Raw genomic sequence first — 17366 nt, forward strand, 5'->3', positions numbered from 1 at the left:
CGATGGAGGGGCAATCACTTTCAAGGGCGCTGGGCACCAATGACGCTTTTTCCGGGTTCTCGCGGATGAGCATTGCCATGGTCCTGACGGACCCGAACCAAAACGACAACCCCATCGTTTATGTCAATGACGCGTTCGAGCGCACGACTGGCTATAGCAGTGCCGTGGCCGTTGGGCGGAATTGTCGATTTCTGCAAGGCGAGAAGACCGACAAGCGCGACGTGGACCGCATTCGCATGGGGATCGCGACCAAGCGCGAAGTGTCGGTCGATATCGTGAATTATCGCGCCAATGGCACGCCCTTTTTCAACCGCCTGATTATCGCCCCGATTCTGGATGACTGCGGCGAGGTGGTGTTTTTCTTCGGCATCCAGAAAGAACTGACCGAAAATGACCGTGGCGCCGATAACCGCATTTCCGGCGACAATCTGACGGTCGTTCAGAACTTGGTGCAGCGCGATCTGGCGCTTATCCTGACCAGTCTGCGCGAACCTGCGGCCGCCGACGAGATGTCGACCCGGCGCGAGTTGGAAGCCCTGCCGCGTCGCTTGGAAACGCTGCAACTGGTCTACGAGGAAATGCGCCTGACCGGCGGGGTTGATGGGCGCGGCAAGATTGACATTGGCACGCTTCTGGGGCGCGTGGCTTCGGCCATTGCGCATGACGAAGGGCGCGCGGGCATTCGCTTTGTGCAGACGGTAGAACGCGCCGAGATCTCTTTGGACCACGCGACCCGTCTGGCGATGATCGTGTCGGAAACCCTGCACAATGCGTTCAACCACGCGTTCAACCTGCAAGACGAAGGCCGGATAGAACTGCGCGTCACCAACCTGTCGGGCGGCGGCGTGCGGATCATGATTAGCGACGATGGCGAAGGCTTGTCCGCTGATCTAGCTTGGCCGAATGAAAAACACGCGGGCGGACGCCTGGTGCGCGGCTTGTTGAACGGCCTTGACGCCACGCTCAATGTGGTGCGGGGGGCCGCTGGAACGGTGGTGCTGTTGGACGTGCCAGTCAATTTATAGGTTTGAACCCAAAAGGATCACAAATGCCCTGGGACCGTAACCAGATGGCCGCGCGCGCGGCGCAGGAACTGCAAGATGGTATGTATGTCAATCTTGGCATCGGCATTCCCACGCTGGTGGCCAATTACATTCCCGAAGGCGTGCATGTCACCTTGCAATCCGAAAACGGGATGCTGGGCATTGGCCCCTTCCCAACAGAGGATGAGATTGACCCCGATCTGATCAATGCCGGCAAGCAGACCGTCACGGCGCTGCCCCACACGGCCTATTTCGACAGCGCCGAGAGCTTTGCGATGATCCGGGGCGGCAAGATCAACATGGCGATCCTTGGCGCGATGGAAGTGGCCGAGAATGGCGATATCGCGAACTGGATGATCCCCGGCAAGCTGGTCAAGGGCATGGGCGGCGCGATGGACCTTGTTGCGGGCGTGAAGCGCGTGATCGTGGTGATGGACCACACCAACAAGGCGGGCGAATCGAAACTGCTGAAAGCCTGCACCCTGCCATTGACGGCGACGGGTGTGGTCAAACGCATTATCACGAATCTGGGCGTTCTGGATGTGGTCGAAGGCGGTTTGAAGATCGTCGAATGCGCCGATGGCGTGTCAGAGGATGATATCCGCGCCGCGACAGAGGCCGCGATCGTCGGTTAACCCGATTGCGCGACCTTGAACACGCAAGGGTCGCTGGGCAATTCCGGCACGGTCGCGCATAGCCCGCGCGCGACCTGCCATGCAGCCAGCACCTTTGGCACATAGTCGCGGGTTTCGGCATAGGGCGGCACGCCGTCATTGCGCTCTACCGCGCCTTCGCCTGCATTATAGCCTGCCAAGGCCAGCACCACGTCGTTGTCAAACCGTTCCATCAGCCAGTTCAGGTATTGCACACCGCCGGTTATGTTCTGTGTGCTGTCGAACGGGTCCGTCACGCCAAAGCGTTCTGCCGTGGCGGGGATAAGTTGCATCAGCCCTTGTGCATTGGCGGAACTGACGGCATCTGCGCGCCCTGCCGATTCGACAGCGATCACCGCCAGCGCCAGCGCGGGCGATACGCGTGTGCCGATCGTGGCCAGCAAGATTGCAGGCGCGTGCGATTGCGCAATGTTCTGTAGGTCTTGCAGGCGCGGTGCGCGGATCGTCGCGCCCGTGGGGGGCGCCAAAAGCGCATCGCGCGCGGCCAGAAAACGCGACAGGTCTGGTCCGCCGGCAGCGGGCACAGCGCTCCAGAACCACGCGAATTGCCCTACATCCCCGGCATCCGGTCGCTCGGCCGTGGCAGGCGGCGGCGTTTGCGGAACACGGGGGGCTGCCGCCAGGCGCGCGGCCTGTTCCTCGGGGTCGATCTGCACGGTAATTCGTCGCCCAACACCGCTTTCGCCCACAGCAATGCGCCGAAAGGTGAAATCGCCCTGCCTCTGGTCCTGCGCTGGGGCAAATGCCGGGGCACATGCCACGCAAATTGCCGCCACGAGAATGCGTTTGGGCCTCATGTGATTAACTGCTCTTTTATGCTTTTGCGGCAGGATGCCGATAATACACCCACGAATCCAGCAGATTCGGCTTTGTGTGCTACGGAATGCGGGTTCTGTTGCTGACCGAACAGCGGTGCCTTGTGCTGCCGCGAACGGATGTACGAAAATCGTCAAATGCTCTGAAATGGTCTGAATCGTGCCCCATTCCTGCCATGCTCCGGGGGCTATATGGTCCTCAGCCAAGCGGTGAATGACAAATCACCTTTATGAGTAACCGGTTCGGCTGAGTAGAAACTGTTCAAATGTTGGAGACTTGAAAATGAAACTGTTCGCAAACATCAAAACCTTCGCCGCTGACGAATCTGGTGCCGTGACCGTTGACTGGGTTGTTTTGACCGCAGCTATCGTGGGTCTGGGCATTGCCGTTGTGACCTCCGTTCGCACTGGCGTGAACGATCTGGCTGGCGACATCAACACCTCGCTGGCAGGTGCGACCGTGGCCAACCTGACCGGGACCACCCTGGGCACGACCGGCGCAGCTGATCCCGACTGATACACGGCCCTTGCATGAGCTTCCTGAGCGCTCCTTTTTGGGGGCGCTCTTCCTTTTCATACCGCGTGGGTTCGATGCTTGGGGGCAGCTGTTCCAGCAGGGACCAGAGCTTCCAGTTCTTAACGCGGTGTGAACAATAATCTGCCATATTCCAGTGGCATAGGATTAACTGGTGCTTTCCCCGGCACGTCCGGGCGATTAATTGAAAGGAATTCGCAATGCGCCTTGTTTTCGGAGCTGTCCTTGTTGCGGGTCTTGGCTTGGCCGGTGCGGCCGCCTATCAAACCCATGGCTACATCTCGCAAATGCAGGTCGAACTGGCCCATGCTCGTGCCAATGCGAATACCGTCAAGATGGTTGATGTGTACTTGGCCAAACGCCCAATGACCTATGGCGAGCGGCTGACGCGCGATGATGTTCTGGTGGCCCCGTTCCCCGACTACGCCGTGCCAGCAAACGCACTGGGCAAGGTCGAAGACCTGTTCCCCGACAATATTGACCATCGCATCGTGCTGCGCACCATGGACGAGCGCGAGCCGATCTTACTGAGCAAGCTGACGGCTCCCGGCAAAGATGCAGGTATCACCTCGCATCTTAGCCCCGGAATGCGTGCCATCACTATTCCTGTCAACCAGATCAGCGGTGTCGCTGGCTTTCTGCGGCCCGGCGACCATGTCGATGTCTTCTGGTCCGGGCGGCGAAATGGGCAAGAGATGACGCAGCTAATCGAATCCCAATTGCGCATCATCGCGGTGGATCAGTCCGCGAATATGGACCGGTCCGAGAAGATCCGTCCCGCTGGCAACGTCACAGTAGAGGCAAGCCCAGAGCGGGCGGCAGCTTTGGCGCTGGCACAAAATTCTGGCCGCTTGTCGCTGGCGCTGGTCGGTGTCGATGACCGCGCGCAATCCGCCGCCGTTGAAATGACCCAAGACCGTTTGTTGGGTGTCGTCCCCGAAGAGCAGGTGGCGGAAGAAAAATGCCATATCCGCACCCGGCGTGGCAACGAGTTGGTCAAGATCGAAATACCCTGCACGAACTAGCCCTTTGGTGCGAAACGGGCGCAAGACGTGCCAGGTTGTGGCTGCGGCGTGATGCACCCTCACCAGATAGGGTAGTTGGTTGCGCGCGCCCCGCCAGATTTGCTGGGCTGTTGCCGAAAACACATAAAGAACGGCGCGCAACTGTCTGGAATCTTGATAAGTTGTCTTGGTTCGGGCATAGTGTTGGAAAATAATCGGCAAAGCCCGGGCAGTTTTCAAAGGCAGGCATCTAATGAGCATCAAGAGTTTGGCAGTCATGTTGCTGGCCTGTGCCGGTCTGGCGCTGGCACAGGGCGCGCCCGCGCTGGCCCAAAATGTCCGCGTTATCAACGCGGATTCCGCATCGACCCTGCGCGTTCCAATGAACCGGGCCGTGGTTGTCGAAACCGAACAGCCCTTTGCGGAACTGTCCATCGCGAACCCCGGCATCGCCGATATCTCGACCTTGTCCGACCGTTCGATCTACGTTCTGGGCAAGGCGCCCGGGCGCACGACCCTGACTGTTCTGGGCGTGAATGGCGACCTGATGTCGAATGTCGAAGTGCAGGTGACACCCGATATTGCCGAATTCCGCGAACGGCTGCGGCAGATCTTGCCCAATGAGCAGATCGAGGTGCGCACCGCGAATGACGGCGTTGTGCTGTCGGGCACCGTGTCTACACCCGCCCGGCTGGATGCTGCGATGCAGCTTGCGCAACGCTATGCGCCTGACCGCGTGTCAAACCTGATGAGCGTGGGTGGCACGCAGCAGGTGATGTTGAAAGTTCGGTTTGCCGAAATGCAGCGCGGCGTCAGCAAGTCCCTTGGTGGCAGCTTGCAGGTTACCGGTGGCACACATGGCACGCTGAACACCGGCAATTTCGCCACGGCAAGCGTGGGGGACCCCGCAGGAACGCTTGGTTTTCGGGTCGGCGGCGGTAGCCTGACGGCGCAAGTGCTGATAGAGGCGCTGGAAACCCAAGGCATGGCGCGCACGCTGGCCGAACCCAACTTGACCGCCTTGTCGGGGCAAGAGGCGTCGTTCCTTGCCGGTGGGGAATATCCCATCCCCGTGGTCGAAGATGGCAATGTATCGATCGAGTATAAACCGTTCGGCGTGGAACTGACCTTTACGCCCCGTGTGCTGGACGACAATGTCATCAATCTGGAAATGGAAGCGGCTGTCAGCTCGCTGGATGGCGCGAACACGGTGTCGGTCAGCGGCACGGTCGTCAATGCGTTCCGCCGCCGCGCGACACAGACCACCGTCGAATTGCGCGATGGCGAAAGCTTCGCCATCGCCGGATTGTTGGAAGACGACTTCCGCTCGGGGTCCACTGCCGTGCCGTGGCTGTCGGAATTGCCGGTTCTGGGCGCTCTGTTCCGCAGCGTGGATTATCAGCGCAGCCAGACCGAACTTGTCATCATCATCACCGCGCATCTGGTCACGCCCACACGCGGCGAGGCGCTGATGCTGCCCACAGACCGTGTGCGCCCGCCAAGCGAGCGAGAGCTGTTCCTGAACGGGCGCTTGTCCGCGCGTGGCGGCGGTGCCGTTGGCGAGGTGGCACGGCAAGATTTCGGTGGATCATACGGCTATGTGATGGAATGACCATCTTGCCATACCCTTGGTGCAGGAGCTTGCCATGGCTGTAGACAGACGTTTTTTCTTGCTTGGTGCTGCTGGCTTCGGCCTGTCGGCCTGTGGCAGCTCTTTCGAGCGCGAGGCCGGGATTGGTTTGGATGAGGGCGCCTTTGGCAACCCCACCATGCACAATCACCTTGTCCAGACGGGGCAGATCAGCTTGGCCGAGATCATGACCCGCCGCTTCCATGACGAAGTTCCCTCAATGGTGAATTTCGACTTTGGCAGTGCTGCGCTGTCGTCAGACGCCAAGAGCATCCTGCTAAAACAGGCCGACTGGATGAAGCGTTTCCCCGAGTTGCGTTTCACCGTTTATGGCCATACCGATGCGGTGGGCAGCACGGCATCGAACTATCGACTTGGGTTACGCCGTGCGCAGGCCGTGCGGAACTACCTTGTGGCGCGCGGCGTGCCGCATCGCAGCATCATCGCGATCGTGTCGCGCGGCGAAGAACAGCCGCTAATCGTCAGCGAAGGCCGCGAACCGGCCAATCGGCGCACCGTGACAGAGATTTCCGGCGCCATACGGCGGCACCCCAACGTTATGAATGGCGAATATGCGCGGATCATTCACCGCGAATACGTGGCATCTGGTGCGCAGGTCTCCACGCGATAACATCACGCCAAACGATGCCTGTTCAGTTATGCCCTGCAAGCCCGCGCCACCAACGCGGGCTTTTTCATGAAATCGGGTCTGTGCCGAACAATTCCGGGATTTAAGCCCAAATCTTGCCAGATTTATCGACAATCTTTGTTTCAGAGGTGCTCTGCCGAAGTGTCGCCAAAAACAGGCGGCACGGTTTTTGATATCTCGCAATATTTCAGGATGACCGCCATGACCGCCATATCGCCGACCAATACAGACCTGATCCGCGCCTGCACGGTGTCTCGCGATGTGCAGAATTTCGACCTTTTGATCGAAGACATGGAAACCGAGTTCGGAGAGTCTTGGGGCGATCTGACATTTGCAGAGGCGCATGCCTTCATGTCGGAACCCGATGCCGGCGCGTTGGAGGTGATCGCCATAGCGCTAGACGATGCGGACGAGCCATCTGTCAACATCGTGCGCGCCATTATCGAAAAGGCTGCGGCTCGTGGCATTCATATTCTGCTGATTGCAGAAGCTCTGTCGCCGATCCTGCTGCACCAGTTGTTGCGCGCGGGCGCAGAGGATTTCGTGCCATATCCGTTGCCGGAAAACGCGCTGCATGAAGCGATAGAGCGGCTGCACAAAACCGATCAGGCCCAGGTCGATTATGCATCCGCTATGGCCGCGCCCGGTGGCAAACATGGCTCTGTTCTTGCGGTGCAGGCACTTTGCGGCGGCGCTGGTGCCACGAATTTCGCCATCAATCTGGGGTGGGAACTGGTTCAGCTTTCCAAATCGGATAGCAGGTCCGTCTGCATTCTGGATTTCGATTTCCAGTCCGGGTCGGTGGCGACCTATCTGGATCTGGCACGCACGGAAAAGGTCTACGAACTTCTGTCGCAGACCGCATCTATGGATGCGGACGCGTTCTTTGCCGCGTTGCAGGTCTTCCAAGACAAGCTGCATGTGCTGACCGCGCCGTCCGACATGTTGCCGCTCGACTTGCTCAGCCCAGAGGAAATTGATCGCATTGTCGCCATGGCCTGCGCCCATTTCGACTATGTGATCGTGGATCTGCCGCGCGCGATCATGCATTGGACGGAAACGGTGCTGAACATGTCCGACACGTTCTTCGCCCTGATGGAACTGGATATGCGTTCGGCCCAGAACACGCTGCGCATGATTCGGGCGCTAAAGGCCGATGGCATCGACCTGTCCAAACACCGTTTCGTGCTGAACCGCGCCCCGAAATTCACCGATCTGGGGGGCAAGTCGCGGGCCAAGCGCATGGCTGAAAGCCTTGGGATAGAGTTGAATATCTACCTGCCCGATGGCGGATTACAGGTGCGCGATGCCAACGACCATGGGCTGCCCTTGGCCGAATTCGCGGCCAAGAACCCGCTTTTGAAAGAAATTCGCAAAACGGCGACAGAACTTCACAGCGTCGCCACAGCCACCAAGATGGCAGCAGAGTAACGAGGACCAAGTATGTTTGCACGTTATCGCAAGAACGCAGAGAATACCGCGCAGCCTTTGCGCACTTCGGCTGGAAGCACGCCCCGCGCCACGGTGCCCGACATGCGCAAGCCCCCCGTCAAGGCCCCCGTGGAACCAAAGACGCAGGCCGCTGCGGCACCCGTGCCCGGTTCCAAGGACGAGCAGCGCAAGCAGCGCATGAACAAGATCAAGTCCGATTTGCACCGACGCCTGCTGGACAACCTGAATCTGTCGGCGCTGGAAAACGCCAGCGAGGCAGAGCTGCGCGACGAAATCAACGCCATCGTTGTCGAGGCCCTGTCCGAGATGGATGTCGTGCTCAACAGCGAAGAGCGCTCGACACTGAATCGCGACCTGTTTTTCGAGGTGATGGGTCTTGGCCCGCTGGAGCCCCTGTTGCAGGATGACACGGTAAACGACATCTTGGTGAATGGCCCGAAGAAAGTGTTCGTCGAACGTGCGGGCAAGCTGGAATTGACCGATGTCACCTTCCGTGACGAACGCCACTTGCTGCGCATTATCGACAAAATCGTGTCGGCCGTGGGCCGTCGGGTTGACGAATCGAACCCGTATGTCGATGCGCGCCTGGCCGACGGATCGCGCTTTAACGCCATGGTGCCGCCGGTTGCGGTCGATGGGTCGCTGGTTTCCATCCGGAAGTTCAAGAAAGAGAAGCTTTCGGTGCAAGACCTAGTCAATTTCGGGGCGTTCTCTCCGGAAATGGCGCTCTATCTGGAAGCGGCGGTTTCCACGCGGCTGAATGTGATCGTCTCTGGCGGCACGGGGTCGGGCAAGACCACGACACTGAACGCATTGTCCAGCTTTATCGGCCATTCTGAACGTGTGCTCACGATCGAGGATACGGCCGAATTGCAGTTGCAAGGGGACCATGTGGGCCGGATGGAAAGCCGCCCTGCCAATATGGAAGGCAAAGGGGCGGTCACCCAGCGCGACTGTTTGCGCAACGCACTGCGGATGCGCCCTGACAGGATTATCGTTGGCGAAACCCGCGGCGAGGAGGTGATCGACATGTTGCAGGCCATGAATACCGGCCATGACGGGTCAATGACCACGATCCACGCCAACTCTGCGCGCGACGGGATCAGCCGTCTGGAAAACATGGTTGCCATGGCTGGAATAGAAATGCCGCTGAAGGCAGTGCGCAGCCAGATCGGCTCTGCTGTGAACATCATCGTGCAGGTCTCGCGCCTGCAAGACGGCTCGCGCCGGATGATGTCGATCACAGAGATCACGGGCATGGAAGGTGAAATCATCACCATGCAGGAACTGTTCCGTTTCGAACGCACCGGCATCGAACCTGATGGGACCATCCTTGGCCATTTCACCGGGACCGGCCTGCGGTCGCATTTTGCCGATCGTTTCAAGCGTTGGGGGTTCGACCTGCCAGCGGCGATCTATGACCAAGTGAAAGGAAACTGACTATGGAACTTTCGCTTAGCCCTCTGATCTACATTGCGATTTTCGGTTCGGTCCTGCTGGTCATACAGGGGCTTTACCTGCTTCTCTACGGCAAGAGCATCCAGCATGATTCGAAGTTGAATCGTCGGCTTGAATTGATGTCCAAGGGCAAATCCAAGACCGATGTCATCGAACAGCTGCGCAAAGAGCGTTCGGTGCATGTCAAGCGCGATATGATTCCGCTTTATGGGTTGCTCTCGGACCGCGCGCAAAAGGCCAATATTGCCTTCACGCCCAAAACGCTTCTTATGCTTATGGGTGGGCTTAGCCTGTTCAGCTTTGTCATGCTGACCTTGGGCACCAGTGCGCCCTTGCCCGTGCGCTTGGTGATCGGCATTGCCATGGGTGTGGGGGGCGTGTTTTTCTGGGTGTCCAGCAAGGCCAAGAAACGGATTTCCGCAATCGAGGAACAACTTGCGGAAGCTGTCGACCTTATGGTGCGCAGTCTGCGCGTTGGCCACCCGTTCAGCGCCGCGCTTGCCATTGCCGCAGATGAAATCGCCGACCCGCTTGGCACCGAATTGGGCCTGATCGCGGATGAGATTGCGTATGGCCGCGATGCGGGCGAAGCGCTTGCTGAATTTGGCAACCGCGTCGGTCTGCCCGATATCGGGTTTCTGGCTGTTGCGGTTTCCATCCAGCAGAAATCCGGCGGCAACCTGGCCGAGATTCTGAATGGCCTGTCGAAGGTCATTCGCGCGCGCTTCAAGCTGTTTCGCCGCGTCCGTGCCATCACCGCCGAAGCCAAGTGGTCCGGCATGTTCCTGTCCGGCTTCCCAATTCTGGCCATGGTCATGATTCAGATCATCAAACCTGACTACTACGATCCGGTGAAGGGCACGCCGCTCTATATCCCATTGGCCATTGTTGTCGGGCTATTTCTGGTCGTCAACGTGCTCTACATGCGCAAGATGACCGATATCAAAGTATAACTGCGTCAGCAGAAAAGGAAGTTTTCCGATGTTCGATATCTTTCAAGGTGGGTTTGGCACGATCCTGCTGCTGGGGATTGTTGGTTTTGGGCTGGTGGCGATTGCAGGTTTCGCGGCGGTCAATGACAAATCCAATGATCCGATGAGCAAGCTGAAGGAACAGGTGCAAGTGGCGGATACCGCTAAGCCTGCAAAGCCGAATGCAAGTTTGCGCCGCAAACAAAGCAACGGCCTGAAGGTTCTGGAAAAATATGCCAAATTTCTAGAACCAGAGGACGCGAAAGAACTGTCTGCCGCACAGCAACGGATGATTCAGGCCGGCTATTACGGCAAGCACGCGGTGCGCGACTTTCAGGCACTCCAATTCATCCTTGCGGTCGGGCTTTTGTTGTTGTCCCTGCTGGTGGTCTTCGTCATCGCGCCGGACAATTTCGAAAGCACGCCAATGCGGGCGGCGGCGATCATTATTCCCATGCTGATCGGCTATTATGGCCCGCGCAAATGGATTGATGGACGGGTTGAGGCGCGCAAGGAAGAGATCCTTTCGGGCTTCCCTGACGCGCTTGATATGTTGCTGATCTGCGTCGAGGCTGGGCAATCGCTTGACCAATCGATTCAGCGGGTCGCAACCGAGATGAAGAACACCTACCCGGCCTTGAGCGAGGAATTCACCACTGTCGGCGAACAGGTAAAGGCGGGGCGCGAGCGGAGCGAGGTGCTCAAAGACCTTGCCAAGCGCTGCGACATTTCTGACATCACCAGCTTCACAACGGTGATGATCCAAGCGGCGACCTATGGCACCTCTATCACCGATGCGCTGCGGGTCTTTGCGGCAGAAATGCGTGACAAGCGCATCATGCGGGCCGAAGAAAAGGCGAATATCTTGCCAACCAAGATGACGCTTGGCACCATGATGTTTACGGTTCCGCCCTTGCTGATTATCTTGATCGGTCCGTCCATCGTCGGCATCGTAACGGAACTGAACAGCAGCAATATCTCGGGCATGTAATGCAACGATACCTCTGGCTTGGCCTCGTATTCGCGGTCGCGGGCTGCACGCCCCCCGGTGACGGGGGGCGCAATGGCGTGCGCGACATGGGCGCAGGGCCAGATCAAATCGTGTCGCAGCGCGCCGATGTTGCGGAAGCGGTGGACGGGCTTGTGGTCGGGCACAGGCTGATGGCCGCAGGGGAGTATGAACTCGCTTTGCGGGCCTATTACCGGGCCTCTGCCGAACGGGGGGTCAATGTCGATATTTTGTCGGCCATTGGCTCTGCGAATCTGCGACTCGGCCGGGTTCAGCAAGCCGAACAGGTGCTGCGCCGCGCGCTGGAACAAGACGAAACCTTCGTGCCTGCCCATAACAATCTGGGGGTTGCGCTGGGTGAACAGGGCAAATGGGGCGAAGCCGGGCTGCATTTTCGCAACGCTTTTGCATTCGATGGCGGTCGATCCTCGGAAATTCGAGAGAATCTACGTTTGGCAATCGAAAAAACTCAGGAAACGGGGTATGGTGAGGCCGAGGCACACCAGCTTTCGCTGGTGCGGCGTGGGCAGGGCAGATTTTTGCTGCTGGACACGCCGTTATAACGAGCAATGAGGACGCAAAATGCGCCAACCCGTATTGTTGACGCTGCTTCTGGGCAGCGCAATCGTGATTTCCGCGTGCAGTGGTAGCAAGCCTGCAAATGTCAGCCGTGCTATCGACGCTGTAAATGCCGTTGACCAGAAGAATGTTGCCGAACTGATGTTGGCTTCGGGTAACCCGGAAGAAGCCGTGACCTATTTCGCAACACAGGTCGAACGTGACCCCGAAAATCTGGCCAGCCAGCGTGGGCTTGCACGGTCGCTGGTGCGCGCAGGCCGCCTTGCCGAGGCGATCCCGGCATGGCGCAAAGTAACCCAGCACCCTGATGGCACGCAGGATGACAAGGTCATGCTGGCAGAAGCTCATATGCGCGCCAATGACTGGGAATCCGCAGAATCTGTCTTGAACACGGTGCCGCCCACCCATGAAACCTTCGACCGTTACCGGCTGGAGGCGATGATCGCAGACGGCAAGAAAGATTGGGAAAAGGCGGATCATTTTTACGAAACCGCAGCCGGGCTGACCACGCGCCCGTCGGGCGTGTTCAACAACTGGGGCTTTTCGAAACTGACGCGCGGCGCCCCGCGCGAAGCCGAACAATTGTTTGCACAGGCCTTGCAGCACGATCCGCAATTGTTCACAGCCAAGACCAATATGGCGCTCGCCCGCGCTGCGCAGGGCAATTACAGCTTGCCGCTGGTGCGCATGACCCAGCAAGAACGTGCGATGCTGCTGCACACCATGGCGATTGCCGCCATTCGCAAAGATGATGTGAATGTCGGCCGCACCTTGCTACAAGAGGCAATTGATACGCATCCGCAGCATTTCGACGAAGCGGTGCGCGCCTTGCGGGCGCTGGATGGGGGGCTTGGCTGATGGCGCTTTCAGGCACTGCTGCGCTTTGGTTTTTGCCCTTCGTGGCCCCGATTGCGCTTTGGGTCGCGTTCAGCGACCTGAAATGGATGAAAATCCACAACTACGCCGTGATTGCGCTGGTTGCGGTTTACTTGGTCATCGGGCCGCTCGCCTTGCCATTGACGGTATGGGCCTGGGGCTGGGCCGGGCTGGCGCTTGTGCTGGTCGTTGGGTTCGTGCTTGCGTCCGTGGGCTTGTTGGGCGCGGGCGATGCCAAATTCGCGGCAGCCATGGCACCGTTCATCGCGCTGGCAGATCTGGGCAGTTTCATGCTTTTATTGTCCGGCGTGATTGTTGTCAGCTTTGTTGCGCATCGGCTGGCGCGCAGTTCTGCGGCCATCGTGGGCATGGCGCCGGATTGGGAAAGCTGGCAGCGCCGTGAATTTCCGCTTGGCTTGGCACTTGGCCCGGCATTGTTGTTATATCTGATCGCGGCTGTTTTAGCGGGCTAAGCCGCTTTGGGATTTTCCCGTGCCGGGTGGCAGGGTTGGAGTATCGGTCAAGATTATGCATAGCACCACCATTAAGGCGCCCAGCGTTCCGCGCAATTTGGACGATACCGGCCTGACGCTGGTGATGATGCGGGATATCCTGCTCAAGACGATGTATCGCATGAACCTGTCGCGGATCTCGGAAATCGCGCGCACGATCTGTTTGCCGATCCCGCAAGCCATCGAATTGATCGACCAGTGTCGTCACGGCAAGCTGCTAGAGGCAGTGGCGAGCGTGACGGCAAGCACATCAAGCGAGGCGAGCTTTCAATTGACCGAGGCGGGCAAGGCGCGCGCCATGGATGCGCTGTCGCAATCCGAATATTACGGCGCAATGCCCGTGCCGCTCGACCGCTATGCCGAGCAAGTCAAACAACAGTCGATCCGCAATGTGCAGATCACGCGCCGCCAGCTACAGATTGCGATGGGTGATCTGATCTTGCCGCCGACCTTGTTGAGCGACCTTGGCCCGGCGGTCAGTTCCGGGCGCTCCATTCTGATGTATGGGCCGCCGGGCAATGGTAAATCGTCGATTTCCAATGGCATTCGTGCGGCGATGGGCGACCGGATCTATGTCCCCCGCGCGATCACCCATGCCGGACAGGTCATCAGTGTGTATGACCCGATCGTTCACACGATTGTCGACACATGGGAGGACGACCCGAACCTGTTGCGCCAGACCGGCAACCGGTTCGATTCTCGTTATGTGTATTGCGAACGCCCCACCGTCATAACCGGGGGCGAGCTGACCTTGTCGATGCTTGATCTGACCTTCAACCCGGTATCCCGGACCTATCAGGCGCCCTTGCAGTTCAAGGCGACAGGCGGCGTTTTCATCATTGATGACCTTGGGCGCCAAGAAGAGCCACCTCAATCCATCGTGAACCGCTGGATCGTGCCGATGGAAATGAATTACGATATTCTTTCAATGCAATCGGGCGAGAAATTCGTGGTGCCGTTCGACACACTGGTGATCTTCTCGACGAATTTTCACCCGAACGAGATTTTCGACCAAGCCGCGCTGCGCCGGATTTTCTACAAGATCAAGATCGACGGGCCAAGCCAACAAGATTTCCTGAAGATTTTTGCATTGATCGCCAAGAAACGGGGCATGCCGTTGGATGAGGATGCGATCATCCACCTAATCAAGAACAAATATCCGACGATCAGGAATGTTTATGCAAACTATCAGCCGGTTTTCCTGATCGACCAGATGATCGCGATCTGCGATTTCGAAGGCACGCCGCGCCGCATGTCGCCAGAGTTGATCGACCGTGCGTGGAAGAACATGTTTGTCGAGATGGAAGACATCCTGCGCTAGTTGACCAGACCTCCTAGTCGACTTCGGCGGCGCGGGCTTCCAGAACGTCGAAAGGGACGCCGGGTTCCAGCTTGGCGCCGCGAATAACCAGCGATGTCTTGACCGTTATCACATTGTCCGCCGCCAGCAGGTCCTCTGTCAGGAAGCGTTGGAAGGTGGACAGGTCAGGGGCCACGCATTTCAGGATGAAGTCAATCTCGCCGTTCAGCATGTGGCATTCGCGCACAAGCGGCCAGTCGCGGCACCGTTGTTCGAAGCGCGACAGGTCAGCCTCTGCTTGGCTGTTCAGCCCGACCATGGCAAAGACTTGCACTTCAAAGCCCAGATCGCGGGTATTCACTTGCGCGTGATAGCCGCGAATGAACCCGGCTTCTTCCAATGCGCGGACACGACGCAGGCAGGGCGGGGCGGAAATGCCCACGCGCTTGGCCAGTTCGACATTTGTCATCCGGCCATCGGCCTGTAGTTCCGCAAGGATCTTGCGGTCAATCGGATCAAGCTTTCCGCCCGACATGGTTGTTCCCCTTGTTTTGCACTTATGTAAGCCGCCTTGCGGATTTGCGCAATAATATTTCAATTTCGGGCAATTTTAATTCTACTGCCAACGGTTGCGCTTGCCCTCTTGTGTCGCAAAGGGCAATGCCTAGATTGCAAGGTGATTACAGCCGAAAGGAAAGAAAATGTCAGAGCCGCGCCACACCCGATTGCTGATAATCGGTTCCGGTCCAGCCGGTTATACCGCTGCCGTCTACGGGGCGCGCGCGATGCTGGAGCCTGTGCTGGTGCAGGGCATTCAGCCCGGTGGACAGCTGACGATCACGACAGAGGTCGAAAACTGGCCGGGTGATACAATGGTGACCGGGCCGGAACTGATGGTGCGCATGGAAGCGCATGCGCGCGAAATGGGAACAGAGATTATCAGCGAGCATATTGCGTCGCTGGACCTGTCGGTGCGCCCGTTCCGCGCGCTGGGCGATAGCGGCGCGGTCTACACGGCCGATGCGGTGGTGCTGGCGACCGGCGCGCAGGCGCGCTGGCTTGGCCTGCCATCCGAGCAGAAGTTCCAAGGCATGGGCGTGTCCGCCTGCGCGACCTGCGACGGGTTCTTTTACCGGGGCAAGGAAGTGGTGGTTGTCGGTGGGGGCAATACAGCGGTAGAGGAGGCGTTGTTCCTGACCAACTTCGCCACCAAAGTCACGCTGGTGCATCGCCGCGATAGCTTGCGCGCGGAAAAGATCTTGCAGCACCGTTTGCTGAACCATCCCAAAGTGCAGGTGATCTGGGATCACACGCTGGAAGAGGTGCTGGGCGACACGGCGGGCGGCGGCGTGCAAGGCGTTCGTTTGGCCCATGCGACGAGTGGCGCCACACAAGAGCTGTCTTGCGACGGTGTTTTTATTGCCATCGGCCACAGCCCGGCGAGCGATCTGGTCAAGGACCAGTTGAAAATGCAGCCGGGCGGCTATGTCTGGGTCGAGCCGGGCAGCACGCGCACCTCGATTCCGGGCGTTTTCGCGGCGGGCGACCTGACCGATCACACCTACCGTCAAGCCGTCACAAGTGCCGGCATGGGCTGTATGGCCGCCCTTGACGCCGAGAAATTCTTGGCGGAACTGGGGCTGGATGCCGAAGCCGCCTAAGCGCGGCTGACCAGCCCGCCGGGATGGCGCTGCACGGCGCCATCCAGTTCCAATGCAACAAGGGCCGGAGAGATCACCGCCGCCGACAGCCCCATGTCGCGGATGACCAGATCTTCGTGGATGGGAGTTGGTCCAAGCAGGTTCAGGATTGCCGCGTTCAGGTCCGATGGCGGGGCGGTGCCTGTGGGCGGGGCCGGTTTGGCGGTCGGGTTACTGTCCCGTGCTGTGTCGCGGCGCAGGGTTTTCAACGCCTCCAGCACATCCTCGACATTGCGAACCAGCGTCGCGCCTTCGCGGATCAGCCGGTTGCAACCGCCTGCGCGCCCGTCGACCGGGTGGCCGGGCACTGCCATCACCTCGCGCCCCTGTTCGAGCGCGTCCTTGACGGTAATCAGGGTTCCGGATTTCTCTGCCGCCTCGACCACGATCACGGCCATCGACAGGCCCGAAATGATCCGGTTGCGCGGCGGGAAGTGGCGCGCTTGCGGATAGGTGCCCATGGGTTGTTCCGACAGGCGCAGGCCCTGATCGGAAATGGCTGCGGCCAGAACCGCGTTTTCCGCCGGGTAGATTACATCGACCCCGCCGCCCATGACCGCGAGTGTGCCGGTTTTCAGGCTGGCCTGATGCGCCGCCGTGTCGATCCCGCGCGCCAGCCCAGACACAATGGTATAGCCCGCCAGCCCCAGCCCTTCGGCCAGCATCCGCGCCATGCGTGTGCCAAGGCTGGATGCGTTGCGCGCCCCCACAAGGGCCACCATGGGTTGCAAAAGCGGCTTGCGCCCACCCATGCACCACAGCACCGGCGGGGCATCTGCAATGGCGGCAAGGCTGCCCGGATAGGCCTCTGTCCCGAAGCACAACATGCGCGCGCCCTTGGCGCGGGCCAGTTCAATTTCGGTTTGCGCCTGATCGGGGGTGAAGGGCGTGTAGCTATCGACCCCAGCGGCCTTGGCGACTTGCGGAAGTGCATCAAGCGCGGCCTGCGCCGTGCCATGTTCGCGCATCAGGCGGTGAAAGGTGGTTGGCCCCACGCGAGGGGAGCGAATGAGACGAAGCCAAGATAGCCTGTCCTCTTCCGTCGTGGGTGGGGTGAAGGGTGGGTGAGAAGAAAACAAATCTTTCGCCATCCGTTCTACCTCGTCTCATTCGCTTACGAATTTGCGCGCAGAGGGTTAAAGGTTGGTAAAGATTTATG

Annotated in this window: 18 protein-coding genes; 15 read left to right on the forward strand and 3 right to left on the reverse strand. The window is 59.1% G+C overall.

All coding sequences use genetic code 11. From position 1 onward, the window contains the following. Positions 1–2: 2 nt before the first annotated feature. Both AWT76_RS01735 and AWT76_RS01740 read left to right on the forward strand, forming a co-directional pair. The gene (locus AWT76_RS01735) at positions 3–1025 is read left to right on the forward strand and encodes a PAS domain-containing protein (protein WP_072244438.1); all 1023 of its coding nucleotides are present in this window, start codon (positions 3–5) and stop codon (positions 1023–1025) included. A 23-nt stretch (positions 1026–1048) separates the two neighbouring features. Beyond that, positions 1049–1678 carry a CoA transferase subunit B gene (locus AWT76_RS01740; RefSeq protein WP_072244439.1) on the forward strand — a complete coding sequence of 210 codons (630 nt, stop codon included), beginning with the start codon at positions 1049–1051 and terminating at the stop codon, positions 1676–1678. Here the strand turns inward: AWT76_RS01740 and AWT76_RS01745 are convergent. Further along, positions 1675–2514 carry a lytic transglycosylase domain-containing protein gene (locus AWT76_RS01745; RefSeq protein WP_072244440.1) on the reverse strand — a complete coding sequence of 280 codons (840 nt, stop codon included), beginning with the start codon at positions 2512–2514 and terminating at the stop codon, positions 1675–1677. The two genes, AWT76_RS01740 and AWT76_RS01745, sit on opposite strands and share 4 nt — an antisense overlap. A gap of 301 nt (positions 2515–2815) precedes the next feature. Between AWT76_RS01745 and AWT76_RS01750 the strand changes: the two genes are divergently transcribed. From AWT76_RS01750 to AWT76_RS01805, 12 genes are all read left to right on the forward strand, one after another. Next, positions 2816–3049, forward strand: a complete 234-nt coding sequence (locus AWT76_RS01750) for a Flp family type IVb pilin (protein ID WP_072244441.1) — start codon at positions 2816–2818, stop codon at positions 3047–3049. A 218-nt stretch (positions 3050–3267) separates the two neighbouring features. After that, positions 3268–4092: a Flp pilus assembly protein CpaB gene (gene cpaB / locus AWT76_RS01755; RefSeq protein WP_072244442.1), complete on the forward strand. Its 825-nt coding sequence runs from the start codon at positions 3268–3270 to the stop codon at positions 4090–4092. Positions 4093–4324: 232 nt separating this feature from the next. Further along, entirely contained in the window at positions 4325–5683 is a 1359-nt protein-coding gene (locus AWT76_RS01760; protein ID WP_072244443.1) for a type II and III secretion system protein family protein, read from the forward strand. A gap of 34 nt (positions 5684–5717) precedes the next feature. After that, positions 5718–6332 (forward strand): OmpA family protein, encoded by a 615-nt coding sequence (locus tag AWT76_RS01765; RefSeq protein ID WP_072244444.1) that lies wholly within the window; start codon positions 5718–5720, stop codon positions 6330–6332. Between the two features lie 219 nt (positions 6333–6551). Further along, complete coding sequence (locus AWT76_RS01770; RefSeq protein ID WP_072244719.1) at positions 6552–7781, forward strand: CpaE/TadZ family protein; 1230 nt, start codon at positions 6552–6554, stop codon at positions 7779–7781. Between the two features lie 12 nt (positions 7782–7793). Then, positions 7794–9242 (forward strand): TadA family conjugal transfer-associated ATPase, encoded by a 1449-nt coding sequence (locus AWT76_RS01775; RefSeq protein WP_072244445.1) that lies wholly within the window; start codon positions 7794–7796, stop codon positions 9240–9242. A 2-nt stretch (positions 9243–9244) separates the two neighbouring features. After that, a complete protein-coding gene (locus AWT76_RS01780) occupies positions 9245–10213 on the forward strand; it encodes a type II secretion system F family protein (protein WP_072244446.1) in 969 nt (322 codons plus the stop codon). 28 nt (positions 10214–10241) lie between these two features. Further along, positions 10242–11222: a type II secretion system F family protein gene (locus AWT76_RS01785; RefSeq protein ID WP_072244447.1), complete on the forward strand. Its 981-nt coding sequence runs from the start codon at positions 10242–10244 to the stop codon at positions 11220–11222. Between the two features lie 86 nt (positions 11223–11308). After that, positions 11309–11803, forward strand: a complete 495-nt coding sequence (locus AWT76_RS01790; protein ID WP_141655848.1) for a tetratricopeptide repeat protein — start codon at positions 11309–11311, stop codon at positions 11801–11803. Positions 11804–11822: 19 nt separating this feature from the next. Next, positions 11823–12677, forward strand: coding sequence for a tetratricopeptide repeat protein (locus AWT76_RS01795; RefSeq protein ID WP_072244449.1), 855 nt, complete (start codon positions 11823–11825; stop codon positions 12675–12677). Beyond that, a complete protein-coding gene (locus AWT76_RS01800) occupies positions 12677–13168 on the forward strand; it encodes a prepilin peptidase (RefSeq protein WP_072244450.1) in 492 nt (163 codons plus the stop codon). The genes AWT76_RS01795 and AWT76_RS01800 overlap by 1 nt, the downstream gene beginning before the upstream one ends. A gap of 55 nt (positions 13169–13223) precedes the next feature. Beyond that, on the forward strand, positions 13224–14528 hold the full coding sequence (locus tag AWT76_RS01805; RefSeq protein WP_072244451.1) for a P-loop NTPase family protein: 1305 nt from the start codon (positions 13224–13226) through the stop codon (positions 14526–14528). A gap of 13 nt (positions 14529–14541) precedes the next feature. Here the strand turns inward: AWT76_RS01805 and AWT76_RS01810 are convergent, their stop codons facing one another. Then, positions 14542–15042 carry an Lrp/AsnC family transcriptional regulator gene (locus AWT76_RS01810; RefSeq protein ID WP_072244452.1) on the reverse strand — a complete coding sequence of 167 codons (501 nt, stop codon included), beginning with the start codon at positions 15040–15042 and terminating at the stop codon, positions 14542–14544. Positions 15043–15208: 166 nt separating this feature from the next. Between AWT76_RS01810 and trxB the strand changes: the two genes are divergently transcribed. Next, the gene (gene trxB / locus AWT76_RS01815) at positions 15209–16168 is read left to right on the forward strand and encodes a thioredoxin-disulfide reductase (RefSeq protein WP_072244453.1); all 960 of its coding nucleotides are present in this window, start codon (positions 15209–15211) and stop codon (positions 16166–16168) included. On the opposite strand, the gene dprA is transcribed toward trxB, so the two are convergent. Continuing rightward, positions 16165–17298, reverse strand: coding sequence for a DNA-processing protein DprA (gene dprA / locus AWT76_RS01820; RefSeq protein WP_072244454.1), 1134 nt, complete (start codon positions 17296–17298; stop codon positions 16165–16167). The genes trxB and dprA overlap by 4 nt on opposite strands. Positions 17299–17366: the final 68 nt, after the last annotated feature.

This window comes from Roseibaca calidilacus (assembly GCF_001517585.1).
Taxonomy (GTDB): Bacteria; Pseudomonadota; Alphaproteobacteria; order Rhodobacterales; family Rhodobacteraceae; genus Roseinatronobacter; species Roseinatronobacter calidilacus.

Coding starts and splice junctions, on each gene's coding strand:
- AWT76_RS01790 (WP_141655848.1), top strand. CDS start 11,309: ATGGGCGCAGGGCCAGATCAAATCGTGTCGCAGCGCGCCGATGTTGCG.
- AWT76_RS01765 (WP_072244444.1), top strand. CDS start 5,718: ATGGCTGTAGACAGACGTTTTTTCTTGCTTGGTGCTGCTGGCTTCGGC.
- AWT76_RS01805 (WP_072244451.1), top strand. CDS start 13,224: ATGCATAGCACCACCATTAAGGCGCCCAGCGTTCCGCGCAATTTGGAC.
- AWT76_RS01740 (WP_072244439.1), top strand. CDS start 1,049: ATGCCCTGGGACCGTAACCAGATGGCCGCGCGCGCGGCGCAGGAACTG.
- AWT76_RS01770 (WP_072244719.1), top strand. CDS start 6,552: ATGACCGCCATATCGCCGACCAATACAGACCTGATCCGCGCCTGCACG.
- AWT76_RS01795 (WP_072244449.1), top strand. CDS start 11,823: ATGCGCCAACCCGTATTGTTGACGCTGCTTCTGGGCAGCGCAATCGTG.
- AWT76_RS01745 (WP_072244440.1), bottom strand. CDS start 2,514: ATGAGGCCCAAACGCATTCTCGTGGCGGCAATTTGCGTGGCATGTGCC.
- AWT76_RS01800 (WP_072244450.1), top strand. CDS start 12,677: ATGGCGCTTTCAGGCACTGCTGCGCTTTGGTTTTTGCCCTTCGTGGCC.
- AWT76_RS01760 (WP_072244443.1), top strand. CDS start 4,325: ATGAGCATCAAGAGTTTGGCAGTCATGTTGCTGGCCTGTGCCGGTCTG.
- AWT76_RS01780 (WP_072244446.1), top strand. CDS start 9,245: ATGGAACTTTCGCTTAGCCCTCTGATCTACATTGCGATTTTCGGTTCG.
- cpaB (WP_072244442.1), top strand. CDS start 3,268: ATGCGCCTTGTTTTCGGAGCTGTCCTTGTTGCGGGTCTTGGCTTGGCC.
- trxB (WP_072244453.1), top strand. CDS start 15,209: ATGTCAGAGCCGCGCCACACCCGATTGCTGATAATCGGTTCCGGTCCA.
- AWT76_RS01775 (WP_072244445.1), top strand. CDS start 7,794: ATGTTTGCACGTTATCGCAAGAACGCAGAGAATACCGCGCAGCCTTTG.
- AWT76_RS01735 (WP_072244438.1), top strand. CDS start 3: ATGGAGGGGCAATCACTTTCAAGGGCGCTGGGCACCAATGACGCTTTT.
- AWT76_RS01750 (WP_072244441.1), top strand. CDS start 2,816: ATGAAACTGTTCGCAAACATCAAAACCTTCGCCGCTGACGAATCTGGT.
- dprA (WP_072244454.1), bottom strand. CDS start 17,298: ATGGCGAAAGATTTGTTTTCTTCTCACCCACCCTTCACCCCACCCACG.
- AWT76_RS01785 (WP_072244447.1), top strand. CDS start 10,242: ATGTTCGATATCTTTCAAGGTGGGTTTGGCACGATCCTGCTGCTGGGG.
- AWT76_RS01810 (WP_072244452.1), bottom strand. CDS start 15,042: ATGTCGGGCGGAAAGCTTGATCCGATTGACCGCAAGATCCTTGCGGAA.